This is a genomic window from Methanoregula sp., assembly GCA_041645435.1.
In the GTDB taxonomy this organism is placed as follows: domain Archaea; phylum Halobacteriota; class Methanomicrobia; order Methanomicrobiales; family Methanospirillaceae; genus Methanoregula.
The window spans coordinates 60,324-85,211 of record JBAZQB010000006.1 but is presented as its reverse complement, the minus strand read 5'-3'; the positions used below and the strand labels follow the sequence as shown (position 1 = coordinate 85,211).

Below are 24,888 nucleotides of genomic sequence, written 5' to 3'. Positions count from 1 at the left end.
CCGCGATGTATCTCGATCCTGAGGATGAACGGATTCTTGCCGGTGAACAGGGTGAGACAAAGGCGAAGATGCTCGAGCTCCTCGTTGCCCTGGGCAAGGTGTTTGGTGCCGGGCGGCTCGTGCCGATCCGGAGTGCACAGGTAAGCGGAGCCTCCTACAAGACGATCGGGGAATACGGCCTCCAGTGGCTCTCCAGCCTCGATGCACGGGCAGTCGTTCCTGCTGTGCTGAACCCCATCGGCATGCCCCGGGGACGCTGGCAGGAGATGGGCGTAAAAGAGGATTTTGCCCGGAAGCAGCAGGCCGTGGTTGCGGCCTACGAACGGCTCGGCATCGGCCTTGAATGCACCTGCACTCCTTACTACCTGCGGGAAACTTCCTATGGTGACCATCTCGCATGGTCGGAATCGTCAGCGGTCAGCTACGCGAACTCAGTGATCGGGGCACGGACGAACCGTGAAGGCGGCCCCGGAGCCCTTGCCGCGGCCCTCATCGGCAAGACGCCCTGCTATGGTCTGCACCTTGCAGAGAACCGGAAACCGCAGGTCGTCATCAGGGTACAGGCAGATACCCGCGACTGGAGTATTGCCCACTTCGGGGCGCTCGGGTACCATACCGGCAGGCTGGTGGGAAACCGTATCCCGTTCTTCTCCGGTATAAACCCGGACAGCGACCAGCTTAAAGGGCTTGGTGCGGCAATGGCGGCAACCGGGGCTGTTGCCCTGTATCACGTGGAAGGTGTGACACCGGAAGCAGTGAAGATCCCTTACGACCTCAGCGGGCTCGAGACGATACCCGTGGAGTCTGATGGGATCCTGCAGCTGTTTAAGGACATGCCGGTTGAAGCAGTTGCGGTAGGCTGCCCGCACTGCTCTCCTGCGGAACTGGCTACCATTGCCGGGCTGCTTTCGGGAAAACTCGTTTCAAAACCCCTGTATGTTTTTGCTGCACAGGGTGTGATTGACAAGAACCTGCGAACCGTGGACTCCATCGAGAAGAGTGGCGCGCGGGTCTTTGCCGATACCTGCATGGTTGTTTCGCCCGTTATGGAGCAGTACTCCTCGATCATGGTGAACAGCGGTAAGGCACTTGCATACGTGCCGGACATGTGCGGGGCCTTGGCGAGAATCGGGACGATTGAAGAGTGTATCGCTGTGGCAACGGAGTAATTCACGGTTTTATAAAAAAATGCTGCATTGTAGAAAACTTTTTTTCACGTAATATATTGCCCCCCTCTTGCGCCACCAGTTCCCCGTTGGGGGAAGGGCGCAGTGCGATTGCCAGAGTAAGGTTACAGGTAATACATTGTCATCGCAATGGGGGGGTGCCCCAGTGGCGGGGGAAAAAGCCCCCGGGAGCGTCAGAGTTTTTTAAATGATTTCCTATGAAAATCAGATTATTTGGAAAAAATGGAGATGTATCCTTTCTTCAACTGCGATGAACCCCGCCGCCCCCGAAGGGACGCCCCCGCGGCGGTTTTGATGAATAATCTGTTGAAACCTCATTGCCCCGCCGTGCCTCGGAGAGGCCCTGAGGCGGGGGAGAATCATATAAACGATTTTCATGATTTGGGAGTGAACTTAATGGTTCATGCCCGTTTCTACAAAGCAAAAAATTCTAATCCCAATCCTGTATTCTTTTTGGGATTTTAAAAAAAAGGGAATCAGGATATTGCAAGCAGGATCTTTTTGATCTCTGCAACCGCTTCCTGAGAGGGGTTCTTTCCCGGGCCAACCCCATCGCCATGGGAAAGAATCATCTGGACATCGCTCTTTTTGACGCTGGCAAAAGATATTTTATCCCAGATCTTCTGGTCGATAGTGTTCCATGTACACTGCAGAAGGTGCCCGAGGAGGTGAATCTCATCTTCAGAAAATGATTTCCACTCCGTTCCCAGACCCTGCTGGATCATTTTAATCGCATGTTCCACAAGTTTCCCACGGTGAACATGGTACATTCGCCGTCCAATCTCAGCCTGCGTTACATTTGGCATTCGTTTCTCCTCCCACGCATGTGTGAATGTTGAATGAATCCCATTCTCCCCCCATATACTTTGTGATAGAATGGCAGTTCCATGCAAACGATCACAATCAGGGAGGAGAATGGATCTGACTGTGGCTCGGGGAAAACAATATATTCCGGCATGGGCATAATTCCCACCAGTACCATTCCATGTCCCGCAGCACTGAAGAAGACCTGGGCAGGCGGCGGTTCCAGATCGAGAAGGAAAAAGCCGTTGAAGATGCGTATGAAAAGATCCGTCGCAGCTTCGGTCAGGAATGGCAGGTTTTTTCTGCGGAGGATTGTGCAGTTCTCCGCGATGTATTAGGAGAGATCTGGATCAGTGTTGACCGGCATCGCTGGAAAAATTACTGCTTTTCTACGCTGTCACATAAGGAAATACTCTCCCTGATCGCTATAGCAAAAGAGGGACTTTGCCAGAAGTGTATGACCAAAGATGCCCTCACCCGCCTGGACGAAATCCTTGAGTAGGACCATGGTGGAAGCTATATACCGACGACACCTGCGAATATTTCCAACCCATAACTCCCATACATTAATATAGGTTAACCTGTTAGGTTGTATCATTGGGAGGTATCAAAGAATGGTCGGTTGGGAAGTCCCCATTGGAGCCGCAATTGCATTTGCTTTCGGTGCGATTGCAACAGGTTGGGCGCAATCACGAATTGGTGCAGCCGGAGCCGGTGCAATTGCTGAACGCCCGGAAACCGCCGGGTCGATCATTATTTTAGAAGCGATTCCCGAAACACTGGTGATCTTAGGTTTTGTCGTCGCTTCCATGATCATCCTGATGGTCAAGTGATCGCGGAAATTCCGGAATAACGCGACACGGATCGTGTTCTTCTGCCCGAACGATATTTTTCTTCCCCAGTCCGGGAAGAACCGGAAATTTTCCGGGCAGGTATTCCGGTTTTCAGATGAGATAAGAACGGCTGGTGATTCGTTTGGCCTATGAAAACCTGTTGAAATCGGTTGACGAAAGTGCACAGGAACGGGAGCGCGAACTTGAGGAAAATGCACGCGTTACGATAGAGAGTATCAGAAGAAAAGCACGCGAACAGGCAGAACTGATACGACAATCACAAGTTTCTGATGCAGAAAAGGCAGCTGCTGTTGAGAAAAACAAACTCATGTACATTGCCGGTGCAGAGAACAAGGCACGACTGATCCAGATCAGGGGACAACTCTTCTTATCGGCATTTAATGAGGCCAAGCTTCGGCTTTCCCACCTGAGAAACGATCCGGAATACCCGGATATTTTTAAAAAACTCACCGTGGATGCAGCAGAGGCTCTGGGGGCGGGGACGTTCCATGTTCACGTGGACAAACGGGATGAAGATCTCTGCAAAAAAACCCTTGCTTTGTTAAACCTCAACGCCGAAATTATCCCGGACCTTGCATCTGCCGGTGGACTCGTAGCGAGTCTGCCCGACGGATCGATCATCATTTCAAATACCGTGGAATCCCGGCTGGAACGGGCACAAGAACGAAAAAAACTGGAGATCTATTCAATCCTGTCTGGTGACTGAGATGGACTGGGGGTACATCAACGCACGGATGCGGGGGATGAAAAGCCGCCTGCTGGACCGGCGTGCGCTTGATAACCTGGTATTGCAGCCGGATCTCGAGTCCCTCATTGCCGATCTCGAAAAGACTTCCTACAAGCCGGACATCATCGAAGCAAAAGTCCAGTATTCCGGCGTGCTCTGCATCGAATATGCCCTGCGGAAAAATTTTACCCGGACCTTCCGGAAGATCCTTAAGTTTGTCCAGGAGGAAGAGGCAGAACGGTACATCACTATCTTCCTGCACCGCTGGGATGTCCAGAACATCAAAACGATCCTCCGCGGGAAAAATATCCATATCACAAATGAAGAGATCCTGGAGTGTCTCGTACCTGCAGGGGAACTGGATGAAGCAACCGTAATCGAACTCGTCCGGCAGCCGGATATCAGGGCGGTTATCGATATGCTTGCCACATGGCAGATCGTGTATGCAAAACCCCTGACCGGGGAATTCCCGGAGTTTGCAAAGTCCGGAGATCTTGCCCTGCTCGAGTGTGCACTGGATGAATACTATTATGAAAATGCGCTCGAGCAGGTCAAAAACCCGTCCTACAACAATGGACTGATCCGGAATATCATCTCGTTAGAGATCGATGTCGTGAACCTGAGGACAATCCTTCGGATGATCCGTGATCACATTGAACCCGATGAGGCAAAAAAATTCCTCATCAGTGGCGGGAAGGAATTTGATTCCCGCCAGCTCGATCATTTCCTTTCCCTGCATTCGATTGAAGACCTGGTAGAAGAACTTAAAAATACACCATACCGGTTCCTGGCAAATGTGCCACCGTCTGCCCTGAGAACCCAGAAGATCTCCGTTATCGAAAAACAACTGGAGAAGTTCCTGGTACAACAGGGCGTGAGCGCATTTTTAGGAGATCCCTTAAGTGTGGCCTCGGTTATCGGGTATTTCTGGGCGAAATATAATGAGATCACGAATATCCGGATCATCTCCCGGTGCAAGACAGCGGATTTTCCGGTAGAGCAGCTGAAAGAGGAACTCGTGTATGTTTAAATTCGTGGTTGTTACCGATCGGGATCGTGCTTCAGGATTCCGGCTTGCCGGCGTGGAGGTCCTTGAAGCGGGAACCATGGACGAAGCCCGGAAAGTGATCCCTCCGCTGCTGTACAAGGACGATATCGGTATTGTGGCGGTGAATGAAGAGTTCATGCTCTCTTTAGATGAGAAACTGATGGACAGGATTGAGAAGATGCACCGGCCGCTCATTATCCCGATCCCCTCCAAGTCCAAAGAGGTTGACCGGAGGACGTATATCGAACGGCTCCTGAGAAAAGCAATCGGGTATAATATCGTGTTGAAGAGGTGATGGTATGATTACAGGAACCATTTCAAGAATTTCCGGACCCGTCATCATTGCCCGTGATATGAAATGGTCAAAAATGTATGACGTGGTCAAGGTGGGAGAAGAGGCACTCCGGGGGGAGATCATCCGCCTTGAGGGGGACGATGCGGTCATCCAGGTCTATGAAGACACGACCGGTCTGACGATTGGAGAGCCTGTTGAAAATACGGAAAACCCCCTGTCAGTAGAACTCGGCCCCGGGCTCCTTTCCTCCATCTACGACGGGGTACAGCGCCCGCTGCCGGTACTCCTGAAACTCAGTGGGGATTTTATTGCCCGCGGTATATCGGCCCCGGGGCTCAACCGTGAAAAAAAATGGGAGTTTGTTCCTGCCGTCAAAACCGGTGATACGGTAACTACCGGCGATATTTTAGGCACCGTGCGGGAATTCCATTTCGAGCACCGTATCTTGGTCCCGCACCATGTGTCCGGAACCGTCACCGATATCCGGAGCGGTCAGTTCACGGTGGAAGATACCATATGCACTCTCAATTCCACCATCAACCTCTCCATGATGCAGGTCTGGCCGGTCAGGATTCCCCGGCCGCACCAGAAAAAACTGGATCCGGTCCTGCCGCTGATCACCGGCCAGCGGGTCTTTGACTGCATCTTTCCGGTAACCAAGGGTGGGACAGCGATGATCCCGGGCGGGTTCGGGACCGGAAAGACGGTATCTGAGCAGACGCTTGCCAAATGGTCTGATACGCAGGTGGTAGTGTATATCGGGTGCGGTGAACGGGGCAACGAGATGACCGATGTGCTCGAAGAGTTTCCCGAACTGGTGGACCCGCGGACCAATCTCCCCCTTATCCAGCGGACGATCCTCATCGCAAACACCTCCAACATGCCGGTCGCTGCCCGTGAAGCCTCAATCTATACGGGGATCACGATTGCAGAATATTTCCGGGATATGGGATATGATGTGGCCCTGATGGCGGACTCCACCTCGCGGTGGGGCGAGGCCCTGCGGGAAGTATCAGGACGGCTCGAGGAGATGCCCGGTGAAGAGGGTTATCCTGCGTATCTTGCCACCCGGCTGTCTGCCTTTTATGAACGGGCGGGCAGGGTCGTATGCCTGGGTTCGGGAGAACGGAATGGTTCCATCACGGTTGTCGGGGCCGTGTCACCCCCCGGGGGGGACTTCTCCGAACCGATCACGCAGAACACGCTGCGGGTGGTCGGGACCTTCTGGGCACTGGATACCAACCTTGCATACCGCCGGCATTTCCCCTCGGTGAACTGGATCAAGAGTTACTCGCTGTACCTTGACAGCATCGGTGACTGGTACACGACAAATGTGGCCCCCGACTGGCGGGAGCTGCGGGAAAAATCCATGTACCTGCTGCAAAAGGAAGTCGAGCTGCAGGAGATCGTCCAGCTGGTGGGTCCCGATGCCCTGCCGGAGAGCGAGAAAGCGATCCTTGATGTTACGAGGATGATCCGCGAGGACTTCCTCCAGCAGAGCGCGTATAGCGATACGGACTCCTTCTGTCCCATAGAAAAACAGTACCTGATGCTCAAGGTGATCATGACCTACTATGCCAGCGTGATCGAAGGGATGAACCGGGGCATCACGCTCAAACAGGTGCAGGGTCTTTCCTTAAAGGCCGATATCGGGCGGATGAAGGAGATCCAGGAGATCAACCTTATCCGGGACATGATTGGTGAAATCGATAAGCAGCTGATGTCTCTGGAGGTGGAACGATGAAGCCCGTTTCGCTGGTAACAAAAGAGTACAAGACGATCGATTATGTCTCGGGTCCCCTCATCTTTGTCAATAGTGTCAAAGGTGCATCGTTTGGCGAGATCGTCCGGATCACCCTGCGGGATGGGGAGGAACGGACCGGGCAGGTGCTCGACATCTCCGAAGATCATGCGGTCATCCAGGTGTATGAAGGTACCCGGGGCATTGACACAACGGCAACCACCGTCCGGTTCACCGGTGAACCCGCACGGATCAATGTCTCTCTGGATATGCTGGGCCGGGTGTTCAGCGGAGTGGGAAAAGCCCGGGACGGCGGGCCGGAGATCATACCGGAGGCGGTTCTCGATATCGCCGGCACGCCCATCAACCCCTCCGCGCGGGACAAACCGGCGGACTTTATCCAGACCGGCATGTCGGCCATTGACGGGCTCAACACGCTTGTACGGGGACAAAAACTGCCGATCTTCTCCGGCTCCGGCCTTCCGGCAAGCAAACTTGCAGCCCAGATCGCACGGCAGGCAAAAGTCCGGGGTGAGGGCGAGAAGTTTGCCGTGGTCTTTGTTGCGATGGGCATCACCCACAAGGAGGCATCCTTCTTCATGCGGGACTTTGAGCGGACGGGAGCGCTCGAACGGGTGGTCTTTTTCATGAATCTCGCCGATGATCCCACGGTGGAGCGGCTTGCAGCCCCGCGATGCGGGCTGACGGTTGCAGAGTTCCTCGCGTTCACCCACAACCTGCACGTGCTCGTGATCCTTACCGACATGATCAACTACTGCGAAGCCCTCCGGGAGATCTCAACTGCCCGGGAAGAAGTGCCCGGCCGGCGGGGCTATCCCGGCTACATGTATACGGATCTCTCCTCGATTTACGAGCGGGCCGGCAGGCTGAAAGGAAAGAGCGGGTCGATCACCCAGCTCCCGATCCTGACGATGCCGGACGATGATATCACCCACCCGGTACCCGATCTCACCGGCTATATCACCGAGGGGCAGATCGTCTTGTCCCGGGATCTCTTCCGCCGGGGTGCAGATCCGCCGGTTGATGCCCTCCCCTGCCTCTCCCGGCTCATGAACTTAGGGATCGGTCCCGGCAAGACCCGCGAAGATCACCGGGGGGTTGCTGACCAGCTGTACGCCTCCTATGCATACGGCCGTGACCTGCGCCGGCTCGTCGCAATCGTCGGGGAGGAAGCCCTGACCGAACTGGATAAAAAATATCTGAAGTTAGCAGACGGGTTTGAGAAACAGTTCATCTCGCAGGGAGATGACGACCGGTCGATCGAAGAGACATTCAGGATCGCGTGGGACCTGTTTGCCATGCTTCCCGAGGACGAGCTCAAGCGGATCAAACGGGAATATATCAAAAAATACCACCCCCAGCACCAGGAAACGGGCGGAGGCTGATATGGAGCAGGTCAAGCCTACCCGGATGGAGCTGATGCGGAAGAAATCCCAGATCAAGCTTGCAGAGCAGGGCAGGGACCTCCTGCGGGAGAAGATGGATGCGCTCATCCAGGAGTTTTTCAAGATCCTCAACACGGTATCGAACTCACGCGATGAACTGGAACTGATCTCCAGGGAAGCAGATCTCGCCCTGATGATCGCACAGGCAGTCGATGATCCGGTCACGCTCAAGTCGGCTTCGTTTGCTACGCGAAGATCAATTACGGTTGATATTACGGGAAAGAACATCATGGGTGTCCCGGTTCCCGTGATTGAGAAGAAACGCATATCCAAGAGCATGCTGGAACGGGGGTACGGGATCATCTCCACGAGCGGGAGAATAGATGAGACTGCCGAGCGGTTTGAAGCGGAACTGGATCTGCTTATCCAGCTTGCCGAGACCGAGACTGCCATGCGGCGGCTGGGGGCAGAGATCCAGATGAACCGCCGGCGGGTCAATGCACTGGAACAGATCCTGATCCCCGAGCTCAAGAGCCAGGCGAAGTACATCAAGAACGCGATCGAGGAGCGGGAACGCGAGGACCTGTTCCGGTTAAAGAAGGTCAAGAGTATTCTTGAACGGAAGAAGAAGAAAGCAAAGGAGAAACAGGACGCGGCGGTGTGAGTCCGGCTCTCGTGTGCGGTGACCGGATTTCGATTGCAGATTTTTAATGGACTTTGTTTTTTATTTTTTAATCGGAACGAGATAAAATTTTGACCGGGCTATTAAAAAAATTTGCCGCGATCACGATTGCGTTTGAAAAAATTATCCGGGGCAATCGATTCCTTTTGCGACAGAAGCGATGGTGAACCTCTCTCTCCCCCAGAGGGGGAGGCATCCCACGGGGGGCGCCCCCTTGACCCCCGTTTTAGAAGTTCTCAGGGCTCGTAGGCGTAAAAAATCAGTATTCCTGATAAAACCGGGTACCGTCAATGCATTAATAGTAAGGAACACACAAACTCTCACGTACAGAAACTATGGATGCACTCAGTCTCCTCCGTCAACACGAACCTGAACTGAAGAAGCGGTTCGGTATTGCAGCAATCGGCATTTTTGGCTCATTCATACGGGGAGAAGAGCGACCAGAGAGCGATGTGGATGTCCTCGTATCCTTCCGCAGGGGACAAGAGACATTCGACAACTATATGGATTGTAAATTCTATCTCGAAGATCTCTTCGGGCGCAAGGTTGATCTCATCATGAAAGGTGCGATCAAAAAACGGCTGAAACCCTATATTCTCGGCGAGGTCGTGTATGCGTAGAACCGCACTCCAGTGCCTCGATGATATCCTTGAATCGATCGGTAATATTGAAGAGGACACCACCGGGATATCATGCGAAGAATTTTCCGGGGATCGCCGGCGCAGGGACGCAGTAATCAGGAATTTTCAGGTGATCGGCGAAGCCATAAAGAAACTCCCGGACGAGCTCAAGGAGCGATACCCTGATACGGACTGGAAGAAGATTGCCGGGTTCCGCGACGTCATCACCCACGTTTATTTCGGTATCAAAGATACGATTCTCTGGGACAATGCTACAAACAAACTTCCCGGTCTGAAGAAAGAGATCCGGCATATCATCAAAAGCGAAGAAGCGAGGAAATGAGGGAGTCCAATTTCTGCGGGTGATCACGGTGTTCTTTGACAGGAGAGTGCAGCCATGAAAGTGACCGTTGACAAAGAGGCCGATGCGCTGTATATGCGCCTTTCCGATGCCCGTATCCATGACTCGGAAGAGGTGAAGCCCGGTGTGATCCTGGATTATGACGACCAGAATAATCTTGTCGGGATAGAGCTTCTCAGGATATCGGAGCGGGTTCCCGCAGCCAGCCTGAAAACCGTGATGATCGAATCGGCATAATACCGGACTCGTGCCGGAACCATGCCGGAACGATCTCAAGAATTCTGCCGTCGTTCTTCTAAAAAGGCTCAATCCATCGCACAGTGTCAATGACAGGCCCTTCTTATTATGCCGGAACGTGCCGGAACCATGCCGGAATGCCGGGCGGGCCTCAAATTAAAGGCAGGTTATACCTTATTTCTTAAAAACTCAAAGAAAATTCCATTTTCACGAAAAAAATTTCGCTTACCGGGACCCATCCGCTACGGGAAAATAACGGAAGCCGGCATGGATGACATACCGGGTAAGCTTCCCCATTCCCACCTTAACAACCACATTGAGCCTTATCAGTTCCGCCAGATCCTTGCGTGCCGTCCGTTCGTGGCAGCGGATGTGGTTCACGTATTCCAGAGTCGTGATCGATTCATGAATCTTCAGGTACTCAATCGCCTGCTTCTGCCGCTCGTTCAACAGCTGAGGCTGATCGAGAAGAACATTCACAGAAGAGCGCCGGAACGTCACCATGAAATCCTCGTCCTGCTCTAAAAACTCCGGTTCCGGCACCCCACGCTCCCGGCAGACACGGATCATCTTTGTCGTGCCGGAGCCAAACTTTTCGATGTACTTGATCTTAAAGAGCGTCTCTGCTATGAGCCGGTTCCTCGGCTTCGAACTGTGCCGCCGTTTCAGCGATTCGATAGTGAGCGTTGACGGTAGGAGCCCGGGATTGAGAATCTCCAGCGAGTTTGAAAAGATGCTGACCTGCACGTTCCCCGATGACTGGTAGTCCCGGTGGCAGACCGCGTTGATGACCGCCTCGCGGAAGGCATCCGGCGGATACTCCCAGGACTCTTCCCGCTCGAATTTTTCCTTTGGGATCCATGCGGCTTTTGCGATATTGTCCCGGATGAACTGTTCGGTCTGATCAATCTGGGCAACAATCGCACCACGGATGACCTTCATGTTCGAGTATGGCTGGGTAACATCATCGCCCCGGAATTTTGCGCAGCGGATCTCTGCCTGATCAACAAACTTCTGCGGATTCCTGCCAAAGAGAAGGATCGCGGCATTGGTAAGTCTTCCCTCTTTGAGTAGTTCGAGCGATTCAAGAGCGGTCTCTACTGGCGTGTCCGGGTCGAGATCGATATGCCGGACCTGCAAGGCCCTGGATAGGTAAGATTTCACAAGAGCGGGATCGATATCATGCAAGCTGGCGCCCGCACAGATGTCACGGTCCCAGGCATATCCATGCTGCTCCATAATAAGGCGGGAAAGTACATCCGGAGGCATCTTCACGCTCTCGCTGCCGCTTCGGATGTATGCAACCCCGTCAACAAAATAGGGCTTGTGAGTACCCTCGCTGATGATCACTTCAATGATAGATTTGCCACCATCAGCCCGCTCCTTAATTTCCGGTATGATCTCGGGTTTGAGTTTCTGCCGTACTTTCTGGGAAACCTTCAGGAATGTGGAATCGGCGACGGTGAGCCCGATAACACAACCATCAGGTTTCACACCAAAGTAAAGTTTGCCGCCCCGGTGATTCAGTAATGCGCAGATATCGACAAGAGCGGCATCCAGCTCAGCAAGGGAAGCTTTGAGCTCTATCATTTCAGATTCCTGATATTTCATCGCTGGCAGTCCTGAGTTCATGGTATTCTATACATGCATCTTAGTCCGGTTGTTAGATGCCGCCACATAAAAATAGTATTATGCGGTTTTTCCGGTACTGCTACGCAAAACAAAAAACAGATTTGCTTTTGCCGAAATCGCATGAATACTTTTAGCCAGATCTCCAGGATTGTGGCATTTTCCCCCACTCACAAAAACCGGGTTAACTCCGATCGAAAAACCCCCTGTTCCGGGCATTTTACGGGCTCTGATTTCCGTAACTCGCCAAAATGGACTCCGTTATTGTGAAAATGAGGCCCTGTTTAATCGAAAACTCCTGGAGTATTTGCATAAACAGGGGGTCCGTTTCATGTCGGACAGAGTGGGACTCCGGGCCATTGTTCAGGTCCGGAGATGATCTATTCCGGGCCCGTTGCGGGCTCCGTTTGCCCTTTTTTGTATCCATTTTCCGGCTCCAATGGAAAAGGTGCCAACGCTCACAGAAAATATCAATTTAATCGATTATTTTTCGAAAATACGTGTTTAAAACAGAATTCGACCGTGCAATTTAGCGGGCTCCGGTTGGTCTGTGTTTTCTGCCACCCCATTTCAGGTCATTTGAGAGGAGAAATGCGATGGGAAGGGACATTGGTGCCAGATGGTGCGATCACGTCGGAGAAAATGAATAAGGGAAATAACTTGAATGATATTTAGGGAGCAGTCAAATGGAATTGTTTTTAAAATTATGACTGCATTTGATCCCGTATCTAAAAAATGACCAGCGATCCCCATAGTATCAGGATGTCATCCCGAAAAAATTCTTGAACATCTGGATGATCTGGTCCAGAGAACTGTTTTGATCAGCCTGTTTTTTATCCTGTTCTTCTGACCATCGATTTTCTGATTTTACCGGTGTCCTTTCCGTAGACCGGGTTCCTGGTGAAATATTCCCTGAGTTCCCCATAGCAGGAGCCGGTGTAACCGGTGTCACTGCATCCGAAAGCTTTGCCGGGAAGGGGGTAGGGACAGCATCCTGGGCAATCACGATTACGGTGCGTTCAATACGGGGAGTCGTCAGACATCGCGAGTATGAATCAAGCACCTGCACAAGAAATAGTATCTTCGACGTTGTTTGCTTCACCCCGGGAGCTGTCCCCGTAAGGGTACAACGTACAGAGACTGTTGGAGCCGGAACTTTCTCATACGGTGACTCATATCCAACAGATCCGAGTTCAGATCCGGGTATTGTGAAGACCCGACCCTCTTGTGAGGGTTTGGGTGACTCGATGCCTCCCACAATGATCGTGTATGTCCAGGTCTGATTCTCCAGCTGAGTAAAAAACTGGAGATCATCACGCAGCAGGAAATTCGTTGCATCAATCTCAAAATTTGCAGTGACTGGTGTGCCGGGAGTAACAGGTCCCCATGGATCAACGGTAGACGATGACAGGTGGAGGGCGGATACCGGATATGTTATTACCACAACAAGGAAAACCAGGAAAAAAAATGGTAATTTCATTGACTAATCTGTGAATTATCTTTTACTTTAATAGATCTTTTTTTTATTTTGCAGAATTATTGCATTTTTGCGACAAACGCGATGGATCCTTCACTGCTCGCCTACATGATCATCCCCGGGCTTCTTGTCGTATGGGACCGGGTCCTCGACCACATGGAAGACCGGGGCACCAGCCCGAAGTAATGCGATAGGAACACGGGCAGAGGGGAGATTCCCCTGCCGGGATTTTTTTTAAAGATTTTACTGATATTCCGGCGGCTGCACCTGCTTCGGCAACCCGCCCTTGAAGTGCTGCTGGATTCTTGTGTAATATTCCCGGAGACGCTCGTTCATCATCGGGTGCACCTTCTTCTGCGCTTCCTCAAAGTGTCGCGTCGCAACAGCCGTTGCATTCTCCCGCAGCGCCAGCATCCCCGCCTCGCGGCAGATCGATTCAAGGTCCGAGCCCACGAACCCTTCCGTGATTGCCGCCAGGTTCGCCGCCAGCGTCTCCCGGGCGGGATCGGTGAAGGCGAGATTCTTCTCCGCCATCAGCTCGATAAGCCGCCTGCGCCGGGTTCCGGCAGGAATGCCGGCAGCATCGTCTGCGGCAGGAGTGATGGCGGCCTTCATCTCTTCAGCGGTGACTGTCTTGTCCTTCCCGAGCTTCTCGACCAGTTCGGCAATCGCTTCTTCATTGTATTTCTGGCAGAGCCCGACAATCTCTTCGAGCGCCGAGCCTTCGAGCGGCATGAAGCGGGTGTGGATGCCGATGATCTTCTTCCGGTCCTCCAGCGTGGGCTCACCGATATACACGAGCCGGTCGAAGCGTCCTGCACGGAGCAGGGCCGGGTCCACGATGTCGGGGCGGTTCGTTGCGCCCATGACCACGACATCCTTGAGCTCCTCAAGGCCGTCCATCTCGGTGAGAATCTGGTTGAGCACATTGTCGCTTACGTGCGAATCGCTGTTCGAGCCCCGGGCCGGTGCAAGCGCATCGATCTCATCGAAGAAGATGATGGACGGCGCAACCTGCCGGGCCTTCTTGAAAACCTCGCGGACCGCCCGCTCGCTCTCGCCCACCCACTTGGATAAGAGCTGGGGTCCCCGGACCGGGATGAAGTTCGCGCCGCTCTCGGACGCGACTGCCTTTGCGATCAGGGTCTTTCCCGTTCCCGGCGGACCGTAGAGCAGGATGCCACGCGGGGGCTGGATACCCAGGTCTTCGAACTTCTGCCGGTCGGTGAGCGGGAGCTCGACTGCTTCCCGCACTTCGGTCTTGGCCGAGTCGAGGCCCCCGACGTTCTGCCACTTCACGTGCGAGACTTCGAGCATCACTTCCCGCATCGCGCTCGGTCCCACATCGCGCTGGGCGCTGCGGAAGTCGCTGGAGTACACCTTGAGCGTATCGAGAATCTCCTGCGGGATCTCCTCGGCATCGAGGTCCAGGTCCGGCAAATACCGGCGCAGGGCACGGATGGCTGCCTCACGGGCAAGAGCCGCAAGGTCTGCGCCGACAAACCCGTGCGTCTGCTGGGCGAGGACTTCAAGGCTCACATCCTCCGATAAGGGCATGCCCCGGCTGTGGATCTTCAGGATATCGATCCGGTCCGGTTCTCCCGGCACCCCAATCTCGATCTCCCGGTCAAACCGCCCGGGCCGGCGGAGCGCTGCATCGATCGCATCCACGCGGTTTGTTGCACCGATCACGACCACCTGCCCGCGTTCCTCGAGCCCGTCCATCATGGTGAGGAGCTGGGCCACGACCCGGCGCTCGACTTCCCCGGTCACTTCCTCGCGACGGGGTGCGATGGAGTCCAGTTCATCGATGAAGATGATCGAAGGGGCATTCTCCCGCGCCTCTTCAAAGACCTCGCGGAGCCGCTGCTCGCTCTCTCCGTAATATTTCGAGATGACCTCGGGGCCGGCAATCGAGATGAAGTGCGCACCGCTCTCGCTTGCCACGGCCTTTGCGATCAGGGTCTTTCCCGTTCCGGGCGGACCGTAGAGGAGCACGCCCTTGGGGGGCTCAATGCCGAGCTTCTGGAAGAGTTCCGGGTGCCGGAGCGGGAGCTCGATCGTCTCGCGGAGCCGCTGGAGCTCGTCTTTCAGGCCACCGATATCCTCGTACGAGAACCTTTTTATGCCCTCAAAGCCGGCCGCGGGTTTGTCTGAGAACTCAATCGAGGTATTCTTCGTGATGATGACCGCTTCTTCCGGCTCGATCTCCACGACCTTGAACGCCACGATCTGGGGCTGGATAAAGGGGAGCCCCAGCATGATCGGCACGGAATCGTTGATGGTCACGGGAAAATCGATCAGGCCGTTGACCACGTGCGGGTTATTTGCTATCGGTATTTTCTTCGGCAGGTCTTCCGGGGGTGCAAGCACTATCCGTTTGGCTTCGACTTCCTCCGATATTTTAATGACCTTGACCGTATCGCCAATGGCAACACCGGCATTCTGCCGGGTAAAATTATCGATCCGGATCTTGCGCTGGTTCCAGTCCTCGACAAGAGACCTCCAGACCTTGGCCACCGTCCGGCGCTTCCCCTCAATTGCAACCAGATCTCCGGGCGAGATCTTCAACAGCAGCATCGTCTCGGGATCGAGCCGTGCCTTCCCGCCACCCTGATCGCCGGGATACGCGGAATCCACTCTCAATTGCACTTCAGGCATTACCTTAAAGGTCATATACGCAGGGATTTATAGGTACTGTAAATGCGTATCCTCATTTTCGATCCGTTCCACGGCGCGGCAGGCGACATGATCACAGCCGCACTGCTCGACTGCGGGGCTGACCGCCAGCTTGTCGTGCGGGCGATGAAAACGGTGGTGGCAGAACCCGAAATCTCGACCGTGACAAGGGCCGGCATCCGGGCTGCCCGAGTGGATACTCACGCCACACCGGTCCACCGTACGTTTCCTGAAGTGATGCAGCGGATCGATACCGCAGTCAGAGACGTGCCGGCTCCGGCGCTTGCGATGGCCCGCCGGGTCTTCGAACGGATCCGTGCAGCCGAAGAAGAAGTCCACGGCGCCCATGCCCATTTCCACGAGGTCGGGGCTGATGACGCGATCGCCGATATTATCGGCGCCTGCACGGCCCTGCACTCGCTCTCCTTAGATGGTGTCAGAATCCTCCCCATCACCGTAGGCCACGGAACTGCTACCGGGTCGCATGGTACGTTTCCCATCCCGGCACCGGCTACGGCCCTGATCCTGAAAGCCGCCGGCCTTCCCGCTGTTGCCGGTAACCATATGGGTGAGCTCTGCACGCCCACCGGTGCTGCACTTCTCGCAGAATTTGCCACGATGACCGTTCCCGATCCCCGTGCATATACCATCCTCGCGGTAGGATACGGTGCGGGAACCCGCGATCCTCATCATGCCCCCAATGTCCTGCGGGCCATGATCGTCCAGCCGGCCACAGAGGCAGCAGACCTGGAGCAGGACACCGTTGACCTTCTCGAGACCAATGTGGATGACGTGAGCGGCGAGGTGATTGCCCACGCGATCGCCCGGTTCATGGAGGCCGGCGCACGGGATGCAAGCGCCATGCCGGTGATCATGAAGAAGGGGAGACCCGGGTATCTCATCCGGGTCATCTGCTGCAAAGAGACGAGTGCTGCGCTTGCCGAGCTGATGGCACGCGAGCTCGGGACGCTGGGTATCCGCTGCATCCCGGCCGTCCACCGCTTCATCGCTGAGCGCACCATAGAGGAGATTGATGTCGTTATCGCAGGAGTACAGAGGAAGATGCCGGTCAAGTGCGGGTGGATGCACGGAACCGTCTACACGCTCAAGGCCGAGTTCGACCCTGCCCGCGACTGGGCCTGCGAGCTGAACATCCCGGTCAGGGATGTGCTCCGGGCAATCGAAGAGGCGGGCTGGAAATCCCGGCGGCAGGCACGCGGCTCCGGTGACCCATGAAGACCGATAAACAGACCAGCGGGAATGCAGCATTCGACAAACTGCTGGGTGGCGGGCTCGAAGTGCGGACGGTCATCCAGCTCTATGGGGAGCCGGCAAGCGGGAAAAGTACGCTCTGCACCATCGCTGCAGTCGCTGCACTCCGGGCCGGCCAGGCAGTCGTATACATCGACTCCGAAGGTTTCTCGATCGAGCGGTTCCGGCAGATTGCGGGAGCGGACACCGAGAAGATCGCTGACCGGCTCTTTCTCTTCGAGCCCATTGATTTCGAACACCAGGGCCAGATGATCGCAGAAGCAGAAAAGATCCTAAAGACGCAAAAGGTGGGACTGCTGGTCATGGACTCTGCCACGGCACTCTACCGCACCGATCTTGAAAAAGGCCGGGATGCGATCCAGGTCCTCACCAAACAGATGATCCACCTGCTGGGGTATGCCAAGCGCTACGGCATGCCGGTGATCATCACCAACCAGGTGTACATGGATACCGGAAAAAACACCTGGTACGGCCTTGGAGGATTTGCGCTTGAGCACCTCTCAAAAATTATTGTCCGTATCGAAAAGACGGATACTCCGAAGCGCCGCCGGGCCCGGCTGGTCAAACACCGTTCCCAGCCCGAGGGAGCATCGTTTGAGTTCGAGATTGTGGAAGAGGGTATCGCGGCAAAATGATCGGGGCCGGCGACACCGGGACACATTCTTTTTTTTAATTTTTTTTTAATAACACACTATTGACTGTAAAAATGATGAAAATTCCTATTAATAATACACTTTTGATCGTAAAAAATCAATTTTTCTCTTCATTAAGAGATTCTTTGTAGGTCTCACTTACTAAATTAGAGTATAAAGATATGTGAACTAGTGTAAGATCACATATTTTTTGGTACCAATCGAGAACACTTTTCGGAGATAATAGATTTTCGCCTTTGTTATCAAGAATAAATGCTTTTCTTTCTTTAAAATTAATAACAATATCTTCATGTGCAAATTTATTGCGATATTCCATTACTTTCCTTATTGTTGTAATAATCTCCCTTCGCTTTTTTGCTGACTCCAGATGAAACTTTTCTGAATTATTTGTTAAAAGAAAATTTAAAACTTTTAATTTCTCTCCAAAAGTAAAAAATTCCTTTTGAAGAATACACTCATTAAACATTTCCATTTGTTTTCGATTATCGCCGATAAAAAAAAATCCAATAATTTCATTTAAGTAGTATTCTATATCTAAAGATAGTGAGATAACTTCTCCACGAATTTTTTTTGCATCAGAGACAATCTTTTCAATTAATTCTTTATTTTCGGGAAGAGTGATGTCAATATTGTCACACTCGATGATGCAATAGCCCGTTCCCAATGGCTTAATCGTCCCTTTTTTTTTGAGATACATTTATTTTATCAATTAATTCATTCGATTTCTCTGTTCTTTTAGTTTTCGAGTCCGATATTCACGTTGATTTTTTCGCGTGTATTCATTTTCTGCTTCGTCGACAGATTCACCATTTTTGATAGAAGTTAATGCAATGATATGTTGGTTGATTATGGGTTGTTTTTTAAAAAAAAAGCGAAAAGAGAAAAATTGTAAACATTATATCTGAACGCAGCAAATAATAATAGACCAATGGCATTGATCAGGGAAAATACCACCAAAATACTCGATCTTTTAAAGAAAAATCCCCAGGGACTCAGTATAACGGATATCGTTAAAAAAACCGGTATAAACCGGAACACGGCCGGGCGGTACCTGGAACGCTTTCTCATCTCCGGCCAGGTGGAGATGCGCCATTTCGGCATGGCGAAGATCTATACTGCCTCGCAGCGGGTCCCGGACTCTGCCATGCTCTCGATCTCTTCCGATCTCGTCATGCAGCTGGACAGTGGCCTGCGCATCATTTTTGCCAATGAGCCTTTCTTAAAAATGCTGGGAGTCCCGTCAGCAGAACTGCTGGGGAAAAATATCGAATATACGGCAGCGGCAACAATCTTTGACGATGACCTGGAACATTTTATCAACCATCTTAAAGAGGGAATCCTGGGAAAAGAGTGGCGCAATACCCTCACGCTGAACAACGGGAAGCGAATTTTTTCCTGCCATATATCTCCCATTGTTTTTAATGACGGGCGTAAAGGAGTCTCGGTTCTTCTTGAAGAGGTCACTGAGATACGACAGAATGAGTGCGCATTGCGCGAGAGTGAAGAGCGGTTCCGCAAACTCGTGGAAATGTCACCGGATGCGGTTATCCTTCACCGTGACGGTAAGATTATTTACGTGAACCCTGCAGCGCTAAAACTCCTTGGCGCTTCAATTCCTGGCGAATTAACCGGTAAATTCATCCTTGATTTTATCGATCCCGCTTTCCACGGGATTATTAAGGAAAATATCCAGAAGGACCTGGACGGGGAACCATCACCCCAAACCGAATTACAGATGATCCGGCTCGATGGTACACCGGTGATGGTTGAGGGCAGGGGGGTACAGACATTCATTGACGGTAAACCTGCAGTAATGGTAACGTTACGGGATATCACTGACCGTAAGCAGGCTGAGGAAAAACTGTTCAACTCCCGTCAGATGCTCCAGCTGGTGCTGGATACAATTCCGGTGAGGGTATTCTGGAAAGATCGGGATTCGGTGTATCTTGGTGCCAATCAGGCCCTTGCCCTTGACGCCGGCTATGCCGACCCGGGAGAACTTGTCGGAAAAAACGATTACGATACTGCCTATGCAGCAACAGCCGATCGGTACCGTGCGGATGACCGGACGGTTATGGAGACCGGCCTGCCCAAGCTTAATTACGAGGAAATCCAGATCAAGCCGGATGGCAGCAGATCCTGGCTTCGGACGAGCAAGGTACCCCTGCGCAACAAAAACGGGGACGTGATCGGGGTGCTTGGCACCTATGAGGATATCACGGAACGCAAGGTAAAAGAAGACGCGCTCCGTTCCAGCGAGGAACGATACCGGCGTCTGCTCGAACAATCCTTTGACGCGGTTATCATCCACAAAGAGGGGAAGATCACCTATGCAAACAATACTGCCGTTGCCAATGCAGGTGCACATTCACCAGAAGACCTTATCGGGCGATCCATTTTTGATTTTATCCACCGGGATTCCCGGAATATCGTAGAGAAACGGGTAGCATCGCTAAAAAATGCCGAAACCGTGACCCTGCCCCTTATCCGGGAAAAATTTCTCCGCCTTGATGGCAGGGCCGTGAATGTAGAAGTCATGGCCACCTGTTTTATCGACGAGGGTCTTCCGGCAATCCAGGTTGTTTTCCGGGAAATATCCGATCGGATAGAGTAATCCCGTGTAACGAGAGTCCAAAGAGATATACTGCCGGTCTGATTGTCTCTTCCCGCATCGTCAATAATACCGGCCGCAGAAAGCCAGATAACAAGATGGCTGCTGTTTGCCAGGCACAAGGTGAAAAGACGCAGGAATTGCCAGAGACGCGCCTTATCGTGCCGGGCGAGGGATTCTCTTATTGGGGATGAGAAAAATTAATAGGAAATTTTCCCGGAAAAGACCGTCTCAGCCGGGCCTTCCATCTTTGCGCCGTCTTTTAAGTAAATGACCAGCGGTCCGCCCTCGGTCTCCACCTTCACGGTTTCTCCCACCAGCCCGAGGTGGTGGATAACTGCCGCAGCAGCCGTTGCCCCGGTGCCGCAGGAGAGCGTCTCGCCTTCAACCCCGCGCTCGAACGTGCGGATGCGGATGCTGTCCTCACCGGTCTTCTGGACGAAATTTACGTTCGCCCCCCGGGTAAACGAGTCATGGTGGCGGATGGGGGGTGCAAGCGCTTCTACGTTCACGCTCTCCACATCATCCACGAGCACTACGGCATGCGGGACACCGGTGTTGGCTGCATAGACATCGAAAACACCGATATGTTCCTTGTATTCCCCTTCTCCGGTTGCCGGGATATCCGGCCGCTTAAATTTCGGCGTGGGCATGCTGATGGTGGCAACGAAGGTGTCATCACGGTATGCCATCTCGACACCCACGGGACCTGCAAGGGTTTCTACCGTGCAGGAACCTTTGGCATAGCCGGCATCAAACGCATATTTTGCCAGGCAGCGGATGCCATTGCCGCACATCTCGGCTTCGCTCTCGTCCGGCTGGAGGATCCGCATCCGCAGGCTGCCGGTTGCGGTTTTCATCAGGTACAGGACCCCGTCGGCACCGATCCCGAACCTGCGGTCGCAGTAGGTTGCTGCGAACCGGGCTTTCATATCATCGGGAATGATCGTCTTTTCGTATTCGTCGATCAGTACAAAATCATTGCCATTGCCCTGTAATTTGGTGAATGGTATCTCCATGGTTTTTCGCTCTCCTTCGTTGTGCGGTTATCAGCTGCTACTCGTTATGTCCGGTATGAATTTCAAAACCTTTATTGAATTCCCCGATATCCCAGCCAAGATACTCCTTGATGATCACGTACGCCATCTGGGGGGGAATTGCACCCTGCTCGGTCACGATGATATCGATGAACTCCGCCGGGGTGACATCAAAAGCCGGGTTGCGGACGGTCACATGCGGCAGTGTCCGCGCAATCTCATCCGGCAGCACCTCGCCAGCTTCTCTCTCTTCGATCTGGATCATTTCGCCGATGATCGTGCGGGGCGCAAACTTGTACGTCTCGGCAGCCACGAGCACGTTCACCCGCGCTTCATGGGCCGAGTGCGCGACCTGCGAAGTCCCGATCTTGTTCACCACCGCTCCGTTCACGGTCACCGCATCGGCGCCGACAATGACGAGATCGATATCATGGATGAACGATCGCACTGCGGAATCGACGATAAAATTCGTTTTAATCCCCGCATCATTGAGGGTCCGGATGGTGATGAGTCCCTGGTTTCTCGGGCGCACTTCGGTGGCAAAGACCTCGATCTCCTTCCCGCTCCGGTGCGCTTCGATGATGCATCCGAGCGCAACTTCGGAGTTGCAGTGGGTAAGGATCGTGTCGCCATCCCGGATATGCCGGGCGCCGAACTCTGCGATCTTCTCCACCGCATGCTGGGATGACTGGATGAACGCATCTGCCCGCTGGACAATTCCTGCCCGCGCTTCGTCCGCAGTTTTAGCCTCTCCGATACCGGTCATCACGATATGCACCGCGTTCGGGAGTGAGACCGCCGTTGGCCGGGTTGCAACCAGCAGTGCGGCGGCCCGTTCCATCTCACCGGTAAATGCAGCGGTGATCGATGCTTTTGAGCGGAGAGCCTCGTTTTTCAGGGCTTCGGCTGCGGCACGCGCTATCCTGCCCGCACCGCGGATCTCCATGCATTTTATCTTCTCTGCGGTTTCAGTAGGAAACATTAAGCTTCATTGATTCAATGGCAACGTGAAGTACATATAAGTTTATTACCGGGTGCCCCATGTCCGTAGCCGTAGTCTTTGACAGTGCAGGAACGCTCCTCAATACTTACCGGGTGGCAAAGGATATCTGCCACAAAAAACTGCTGCCGGGTATCGAGACAACCACGCTCACCTTCAGTTCACCGGACCGTGTCCTTGTCGTGCTGCCCGTGCACTCGAAGGAGATGATCAGTACACCCGCTGATACGCTCCTTTCCGAATATCTCGTCCGGCACAAGATGGGCTTTGGGGTGAGCTGCACCCGCAAGATCACGACCGCAGAAGAGATCGGCGATATCCTCTACACGGATAAGCGGGCACGGGTGGGCGACTTACAGGAATGCATCCGCAATGTCTGGACGGTCTGCAAGGCAGAAGAGGTGGTTACCCTGAACAGCGGGGCGATCATCAACATGGCGCTCGGGGCCGTCGAGTTTGCCATCACGGCGGGCGGCTGGCCGTTTGACGGGGCAAAAGAGACGATCACTGCCCTGCACCGGATGGGCGTCCCGACGTTCATTGCATCAGGAGACCGGGTGACAAAACTGGAGAAGATGGCAGACCATCTCGGCATCCCCCGCGACCGCGTCTACGGTGTTGCCACACCTACGGTCAAAGCGCAGATTGTCAGTGACCTGCAGCAGGAATATGACCGAGTGCTGATGGTGGGTGACGGGATCAATGATCTCGGTGCCATGCGGAAGGCTGATATTGCCATTCTCACCATCCAGCAGGCGGGCGACAGGCCTGAGGAACTCTATGCTGCCGCAGATTATGTTGTAAAGGATGTCGGCGCTGTGCTGCCCATTGTGCAGGAACTGCTCACATTGCAGAAGACTGCCGGATAATTTGCGATCGTGACTGCCGTGGTGCAGCATATAAAAGGTAATATGACACCAGTACAACATTAGATACAAGGGAATTATGAAGGCTCCATTGATCACGGTCGACAACCTCTGCATGGATTTCGATGGCCAGAGGATACTCAGGAATATTTCTTTTGAGATCGCAGAAGGAGAGATTCTCGGGATTATCGGCAGGAGCGGGGCCGGTAAGACCGTGCTGATGCACCTGATGCGCGGTGTGGAGCAGCCCCCCACGAGCGGCACCGTTGTCTTCCACGTGGCGGCCTGCAGAAGCTGTGACTACATGGATGTGGGGAGCTCAGCGGGCAAACCCTGCCCCCACTGTGGCGCAACACTCTCTGCGCTGAACGTGGACCTCTGGAACGAGAAAGATGAGGAGCTGCGGCGCAGGCTGATGCGCCGTACCGCGATCATGTTCCAGCGCACCTTTGCCCTGTACGGCGATGACCGCGTTATTGAAAATGTCCTTCATGCACTCGATGATATCAATTACCCGCAGGAACTTGCGATCAACCGGGCGGCTGACCTCATCGACCAGGTACGGCTCTCGCACCGGATGATGCATATCGCCCGTGACCTTTCCGGGGGTGAGAAGCAGCGGGTGGTGCTCGCCCGCCAGCTCGCAAAAGACCCGTTTATGCTTTTTGCCGATGAACCGACCGGCACGCTCGATCCCGGTACGGCCAAGATCGTCCACGCTATGCTCATCGAGGCGGCAAAGGCCAATAACATGGGTATGGTTGTCACCTCCCACTTCTCGCAGGTGATCGAGGATGTGGCCAACCGTGCAATCCTTCTCATTGACGGGAGCATTGCAAAACTCGGATCGCCCAAAGAGGTCATTGCCGAGTTCATGAAAGGGTGTGACGATACCGAGCAGTTTGAAGCAGCGGAGATGGGCGAACATGTCATGGTGGCCCGGGATCTCGTGAAGCGCTATATCTCGGTTGACCGGGGAGTTGTCAAAGCAGTCAACGGCGTCACGTTTGATGTCTCAACCAAGGAGATCTTCGGCATTATCGGGAAGAGCGGGGCAGGAAAGACCACGCTCTCCGGTATTATCGCCGGCCTTATCGAACCCACCAGCGGGGAGATAAACATCCGCATCGGTGAAGAATGGATCGATATGACCAAGCCGGGGATCGACCAGCGGGGACGGGCGACTCCCTACATCGGTCTCCTGCACCAGGAATATGACCTCTTCCCGCACCGCACTGTTCTCGACAACCTGACCGATGCCATCGGCCTTGAGTTCCCCAAGGAACTGGCCATGCGAAAGGCACTGGTCACGCTCAAGATGGCCGGATTTACGGACGAAAAGAGCAAGGAGATCCTCAACCGGATGCCCGCCCAGCTCTCCGAGGGGGAACGCCATCGCGTAGCACTGGCACAGGTGCTGATCCGGGAGCCGCGTATCGTGATCCTCGACGAGCCGACCGGGACTATGGACCCCATCACCAAGATCGATGTGAAGCATTCGATCCTCCATGCCCGCGAGGAGATGGACGAGACTTTTATCGTCGTCTCGCATGACATGGAGTTCGTGCGGGACATCTGCGACCGGCTCGCCCTGATGCGGGGTGGCAGGATCGTGCAGATCGGAAAGACTGCGGATGTGCTTGCGATCCTGACCGAAGAAGAGCGCAAGGTCATGAGCCAGCCAGCCGCGTGAGGCGATCGA

General features: G+C 53.7%; 24 protein-coding genes. 17 read left to right on the top strand and 7 right to left on the bottom strand.

Features of this window, described 5'->3' with window-relative positions; genetic code table 11:
- Positions 1–5 precede the first annotated feature (5 nt).
- Entirely contained in the window at positions 6–1,169 is a 1,164-nt protein-coding gene (locus WC593_12670; GenBank protein MFA4825998.1) for an aconitase X catalytic domain-containing protein, read from the top strand.
- A 494-nt stretch (positions 1,170–1,663) separates the two neighbouring features.
- Here the strand turns inward: WC593_12670 and WC593_12665 are convergent, their stop codons facing one another.
- The gene (locus tag WC593_12665; protein ID MFA4825997.1) at positions 1,664–1,993 is read right to left on the bottom strand and encodes a hypothetical protein; all 330 of its coding nucleotides are present in this window, start codon (positions 1,991–1,993) and stop codon (positions 1,664–1,666) included.
- 179 nt (positions 1,994–2,172) lie between these two features.
- Here WC593_12665 and WC593_12660 point away from each other — a divergent pair, with 179 nt between their 5' ends.
- From WC593_12660 to WC593_12610, 11 genes are all read left to right on the top strand, one after another.
- A complete protein-coding gene (locus WC593_12660; GenBank protein ID MFA4825996.1) occupies positions 2,173–2,493 on the top strand; it encodes a hypothetical protein in 321 nt (106 codons plus the stop codon).
- 112 nt (positions 2,494–2,605) lie between these two features.
- Positions 2,606–2,824: an ATPase gene (locus WC593_12655; protein MFA4825995.1), complete on the top strand. Its 219-nt coding sequence runs from the start codon at positions 2,606–2,608 to the stop codon at positions 2,822–2,824.
- Positions 2,825–2,966: 142 nt separating this feature from the next.
- Entirely contained in the window at positions 2,967–3,551 is a 585-nt protein-coding gene (locus WC593_12650; GenBank protein MFA4825994.1) for a V-type ATP synthase subunit E, read from the top strand.
- 1 nt (position 3,552) lies between these two features.
- Positions 3,553–4,602 carry an ATP synthase A1 subunit C gene (gene ahaC, locus WC593_12645; protein MFA4825993.1) on the top strand — a complete coding sequence of 350 codons (1,050 nt, stop codon included), beginning with the start codon at positions 3,553–3,555 and terminating at the stop codon, positions 4,600–4,602.
- Complete coding sequence (locus WC593_12640; protein MFA4825992.1) at positions 4,595–4,915, top strand: V-type ATP synthase subunit F; 321 nt, start codon at positions 4,595–4,597, stop codon at positions 4,913–4,915. Before ahaC ends, WC593_12640 begins: the two co-directional genes overlap by 8 nt.
- Before the next feature lie 4 nt (positions 4,916–4,919).
- On the top strand, positions 4,920–6,659 hold the full coding sequence (locus WC593_12635; GenBank protein MFA4825991.1) for a V-type ATP synthase subunit A: 1,740 nt from the start codon (positions 4,920–4,922) through the stop codon (positions 6,657–6,659).
- Positions 6,656–8,062 (top strand): V-type ATP synthase subunit B, encoded by a 1,407-nt coding sequence (locus WC593_12630; protein MFA4825990.1) that lies wholly within the window; start codon positions 6,656–6,658, stop codon positions 8,060–8,062. The genes WC593_12635 and WC593_12630 overlap by 4 nt, the downstream gene beginning before the upstream one ends.
- Before the next feature lies 1 nt (position 8,063).
- Entirely contained in the window at positions 8,064–8,726 is a 663-nt protein-coding gene (locus WC593_12625; protein MFA4825989.1) for a V-type ATP synthase subunit D, read from the top strand.
- A gap of 353 nt (positions 8,727–9,079) precedes the next feature.
- Positions 9,080–9,364 (top strand): nucleotidyltransferase family protein, encoded by a 285-nt coding sequence (locus WC593_12620; protein MFA4825988.1) that lies wholly within the window; start codon positions 9,080–9,082, stop codon positions 9,362–9,364.
- Positions 9,357–9,707, top strand: coding sequence for a DUF86 domain-containing protein (locus tag WC593_12615; GenBank protein ID MFA4825987.1), 351 nt, complete (start codon positions 9,357–9,359; stop codon positions 9,705–9,707). Before WC593_12620 ends, WC593_12615 begins: the two co-directional genes overlap by 8 nt.
- A 54-nt stretch (positions 9,708–9,761) precedes the next feature.
- Positions 9,762–9,962, top strand: a complete 201-nt coding sequence (locus WC593_12610; GenBank protein MFA4825986.1) for a DUF2283 domain-containing protein — start codon at positions 9,762–9,764, stop codon at positions 9,960–9,962.
- 225 nt (positions 9,963–10,187) lie between these two features.
- Here WC593_12610 and WC593_12605 read toward each other — a convergent pair whose 3' ends face one another.
- The 3 genes from WC593_12605 to WC593_12595 all read right to left on the bottom strand — a co-directional run bounded on the left by WC593_12605 (position 10,188) and on the right by WC593_12595 (position 15,729).
- Positions 10,188–11,552: an ATP-binding protein gene (locus tag WC593_12605; protein MFA4825985.1), complete on the bottom strand. Its 1,365-nt coding sequence runs from the start codon at positions 11,550–11,552 to the stop codon at positions 10,188–10,190.
- 796 nt (positions 11,553–12,348) lie between these two features.
- Positions 12,349–13,071, bottom strand: a complete 723-nt coding sequence (locus WC593_12600; protein ID MFA4825984.1) for a hypothetical protein — start codon at positions 13,069–13,071, stop codon at positions 12,349–12,351.
- A gap of 240 nt (positions 13,072–13,311) precedes the next feature.
- Positions 13,312–15,729, bottom strand: a complete 2,418-nt coding sequence (locus WC593_12595; protein MFA4825983.1) for a CDC48 family AAA ATPase — start codon at positions 15,727–15,729, stop codon at positions 13,312–13,314.
- 42 nt (positions 15,730–15,771) lie between these two features.
- Here WC593_12595 and larC point away from each other — a divergent pair, with 42 nt between their 5' ends.
- Together larC and radB are read left to right on the top strand one after the other, a co-directional pair.
- On the top strand, positions 15,772–16,983 hold the full coding sequence (larC, locus tag WC593_12590) for a nickel pincer cofactor biosynthesis protein LarC (protein MFA4825982.1): 1,212 nt from the start codon (positions 15,772–15,774) through the stop codon (positions 16,981–16,983).
- Positions 16,980–17,654: a DNA repair and recombination protein RadB gene (radB, locus tag WC593_12585; GenBank protein ID MFA4825981.1), complete on the top strand. Its 675-nt coding sequence runs from the start codon at positions 16,980–16,982 to the stop codon at positions 17,652–17,654. The genes larC and radB overlap by 4 nt, the downstream gene beginning before the upstream one ends.
- Before the next feature lie 115 nt (positions 17,655–17,769).
- Here the strand turns inward: radB and WC593_12580 are convergent, their stop codons facing one another.
- Positions 17,770–18,369, bottom strand: a complete 600-nt coding sequence (locus WC593_12580; GenBank protein MFA4825980.1) for a hypothetical protein — start codon at positions 18,367–18,369, stop codon at positions 17,770–17,772.
- 231 nt (positions 18,370–18,600) lie between these two features.
- Between WC593_12580 and WC593_12575 the strand changes: the two genes are divergently transcribed.
- Complete coding sequence (locus WC593_12575) at positions 18,601–20,286, top strand: PAS domain S-box protein (protein ID MFA4825979.1); 1,686 nt, start codon at positions 18,601–18,603, stop codon at positions 20,284–20,286.
- 197 nt (positions 20,287–20,483) lie between these two features.
- Here the strand turns inward: WC593_12575 and dapF are convergent, their stop codons facing one another.
- The gene (gene dapF, locus WC593_12570) at positions 20,484–21,302 is read right to left on the bottom strand and encodes a diaminopimelate epimerase (GenBank protein MFA4825978.1); all 819 of its coding nucleotides are present in this window, start codon (positions 21,300–21,302) and stop codon (positions 20,484–20,486) included.
- 37 nt (positions 21,303–21,339) lie between these two features.
- The gene (locus WC593_12565; protein ID MFA4825977.1) at positions 21,340–22,302 is read right to left on the bottom strand and encodes a ribose 1,5-bisphosphate isomerase; all 963 of its coding nucleotides are present in this window, start codon (positions 22,300–22,302) and stop codon (positions 21,340–21,342) included.
- 59 nt (positions 22,303–22,361) lie between these two features.
- On the opposite strand from WC593_12565, the gene WC593_12560 reads away from it, so the two are divergent.
- Together WC593_12560 and atwA are read left to right on the top strand one after the other, a co-directional pair.
- The gene (locus WC593_12560) at positions 22,362–23,189 is read left to right on the top strand and encodes an HAD-IC family P-type ATPase (GenBank protein MFA4825976.1); all 828 of its coding nucleotides are present in this window, start codon (positions 22,362–22,364) and stop codon (positions 23,187–23,189) included.
- Positions 23,190–23,265: 76 nt separating this feature from the next.
- On the top strand, positions 23,266–24,879 hold the full coding sequence (gene atwA, locus WC593_12555; GenBank protein MFA4825975.1) for a methyl coenzyme M reductase system, component A2: 1,614 nt from the start codon (positions 23,266–23,268) through the stop codon (positions 24,877–24,879).
- The last annotated feature ends 9 nt before the right edge of the window (positions 24,880–24,888 follow it).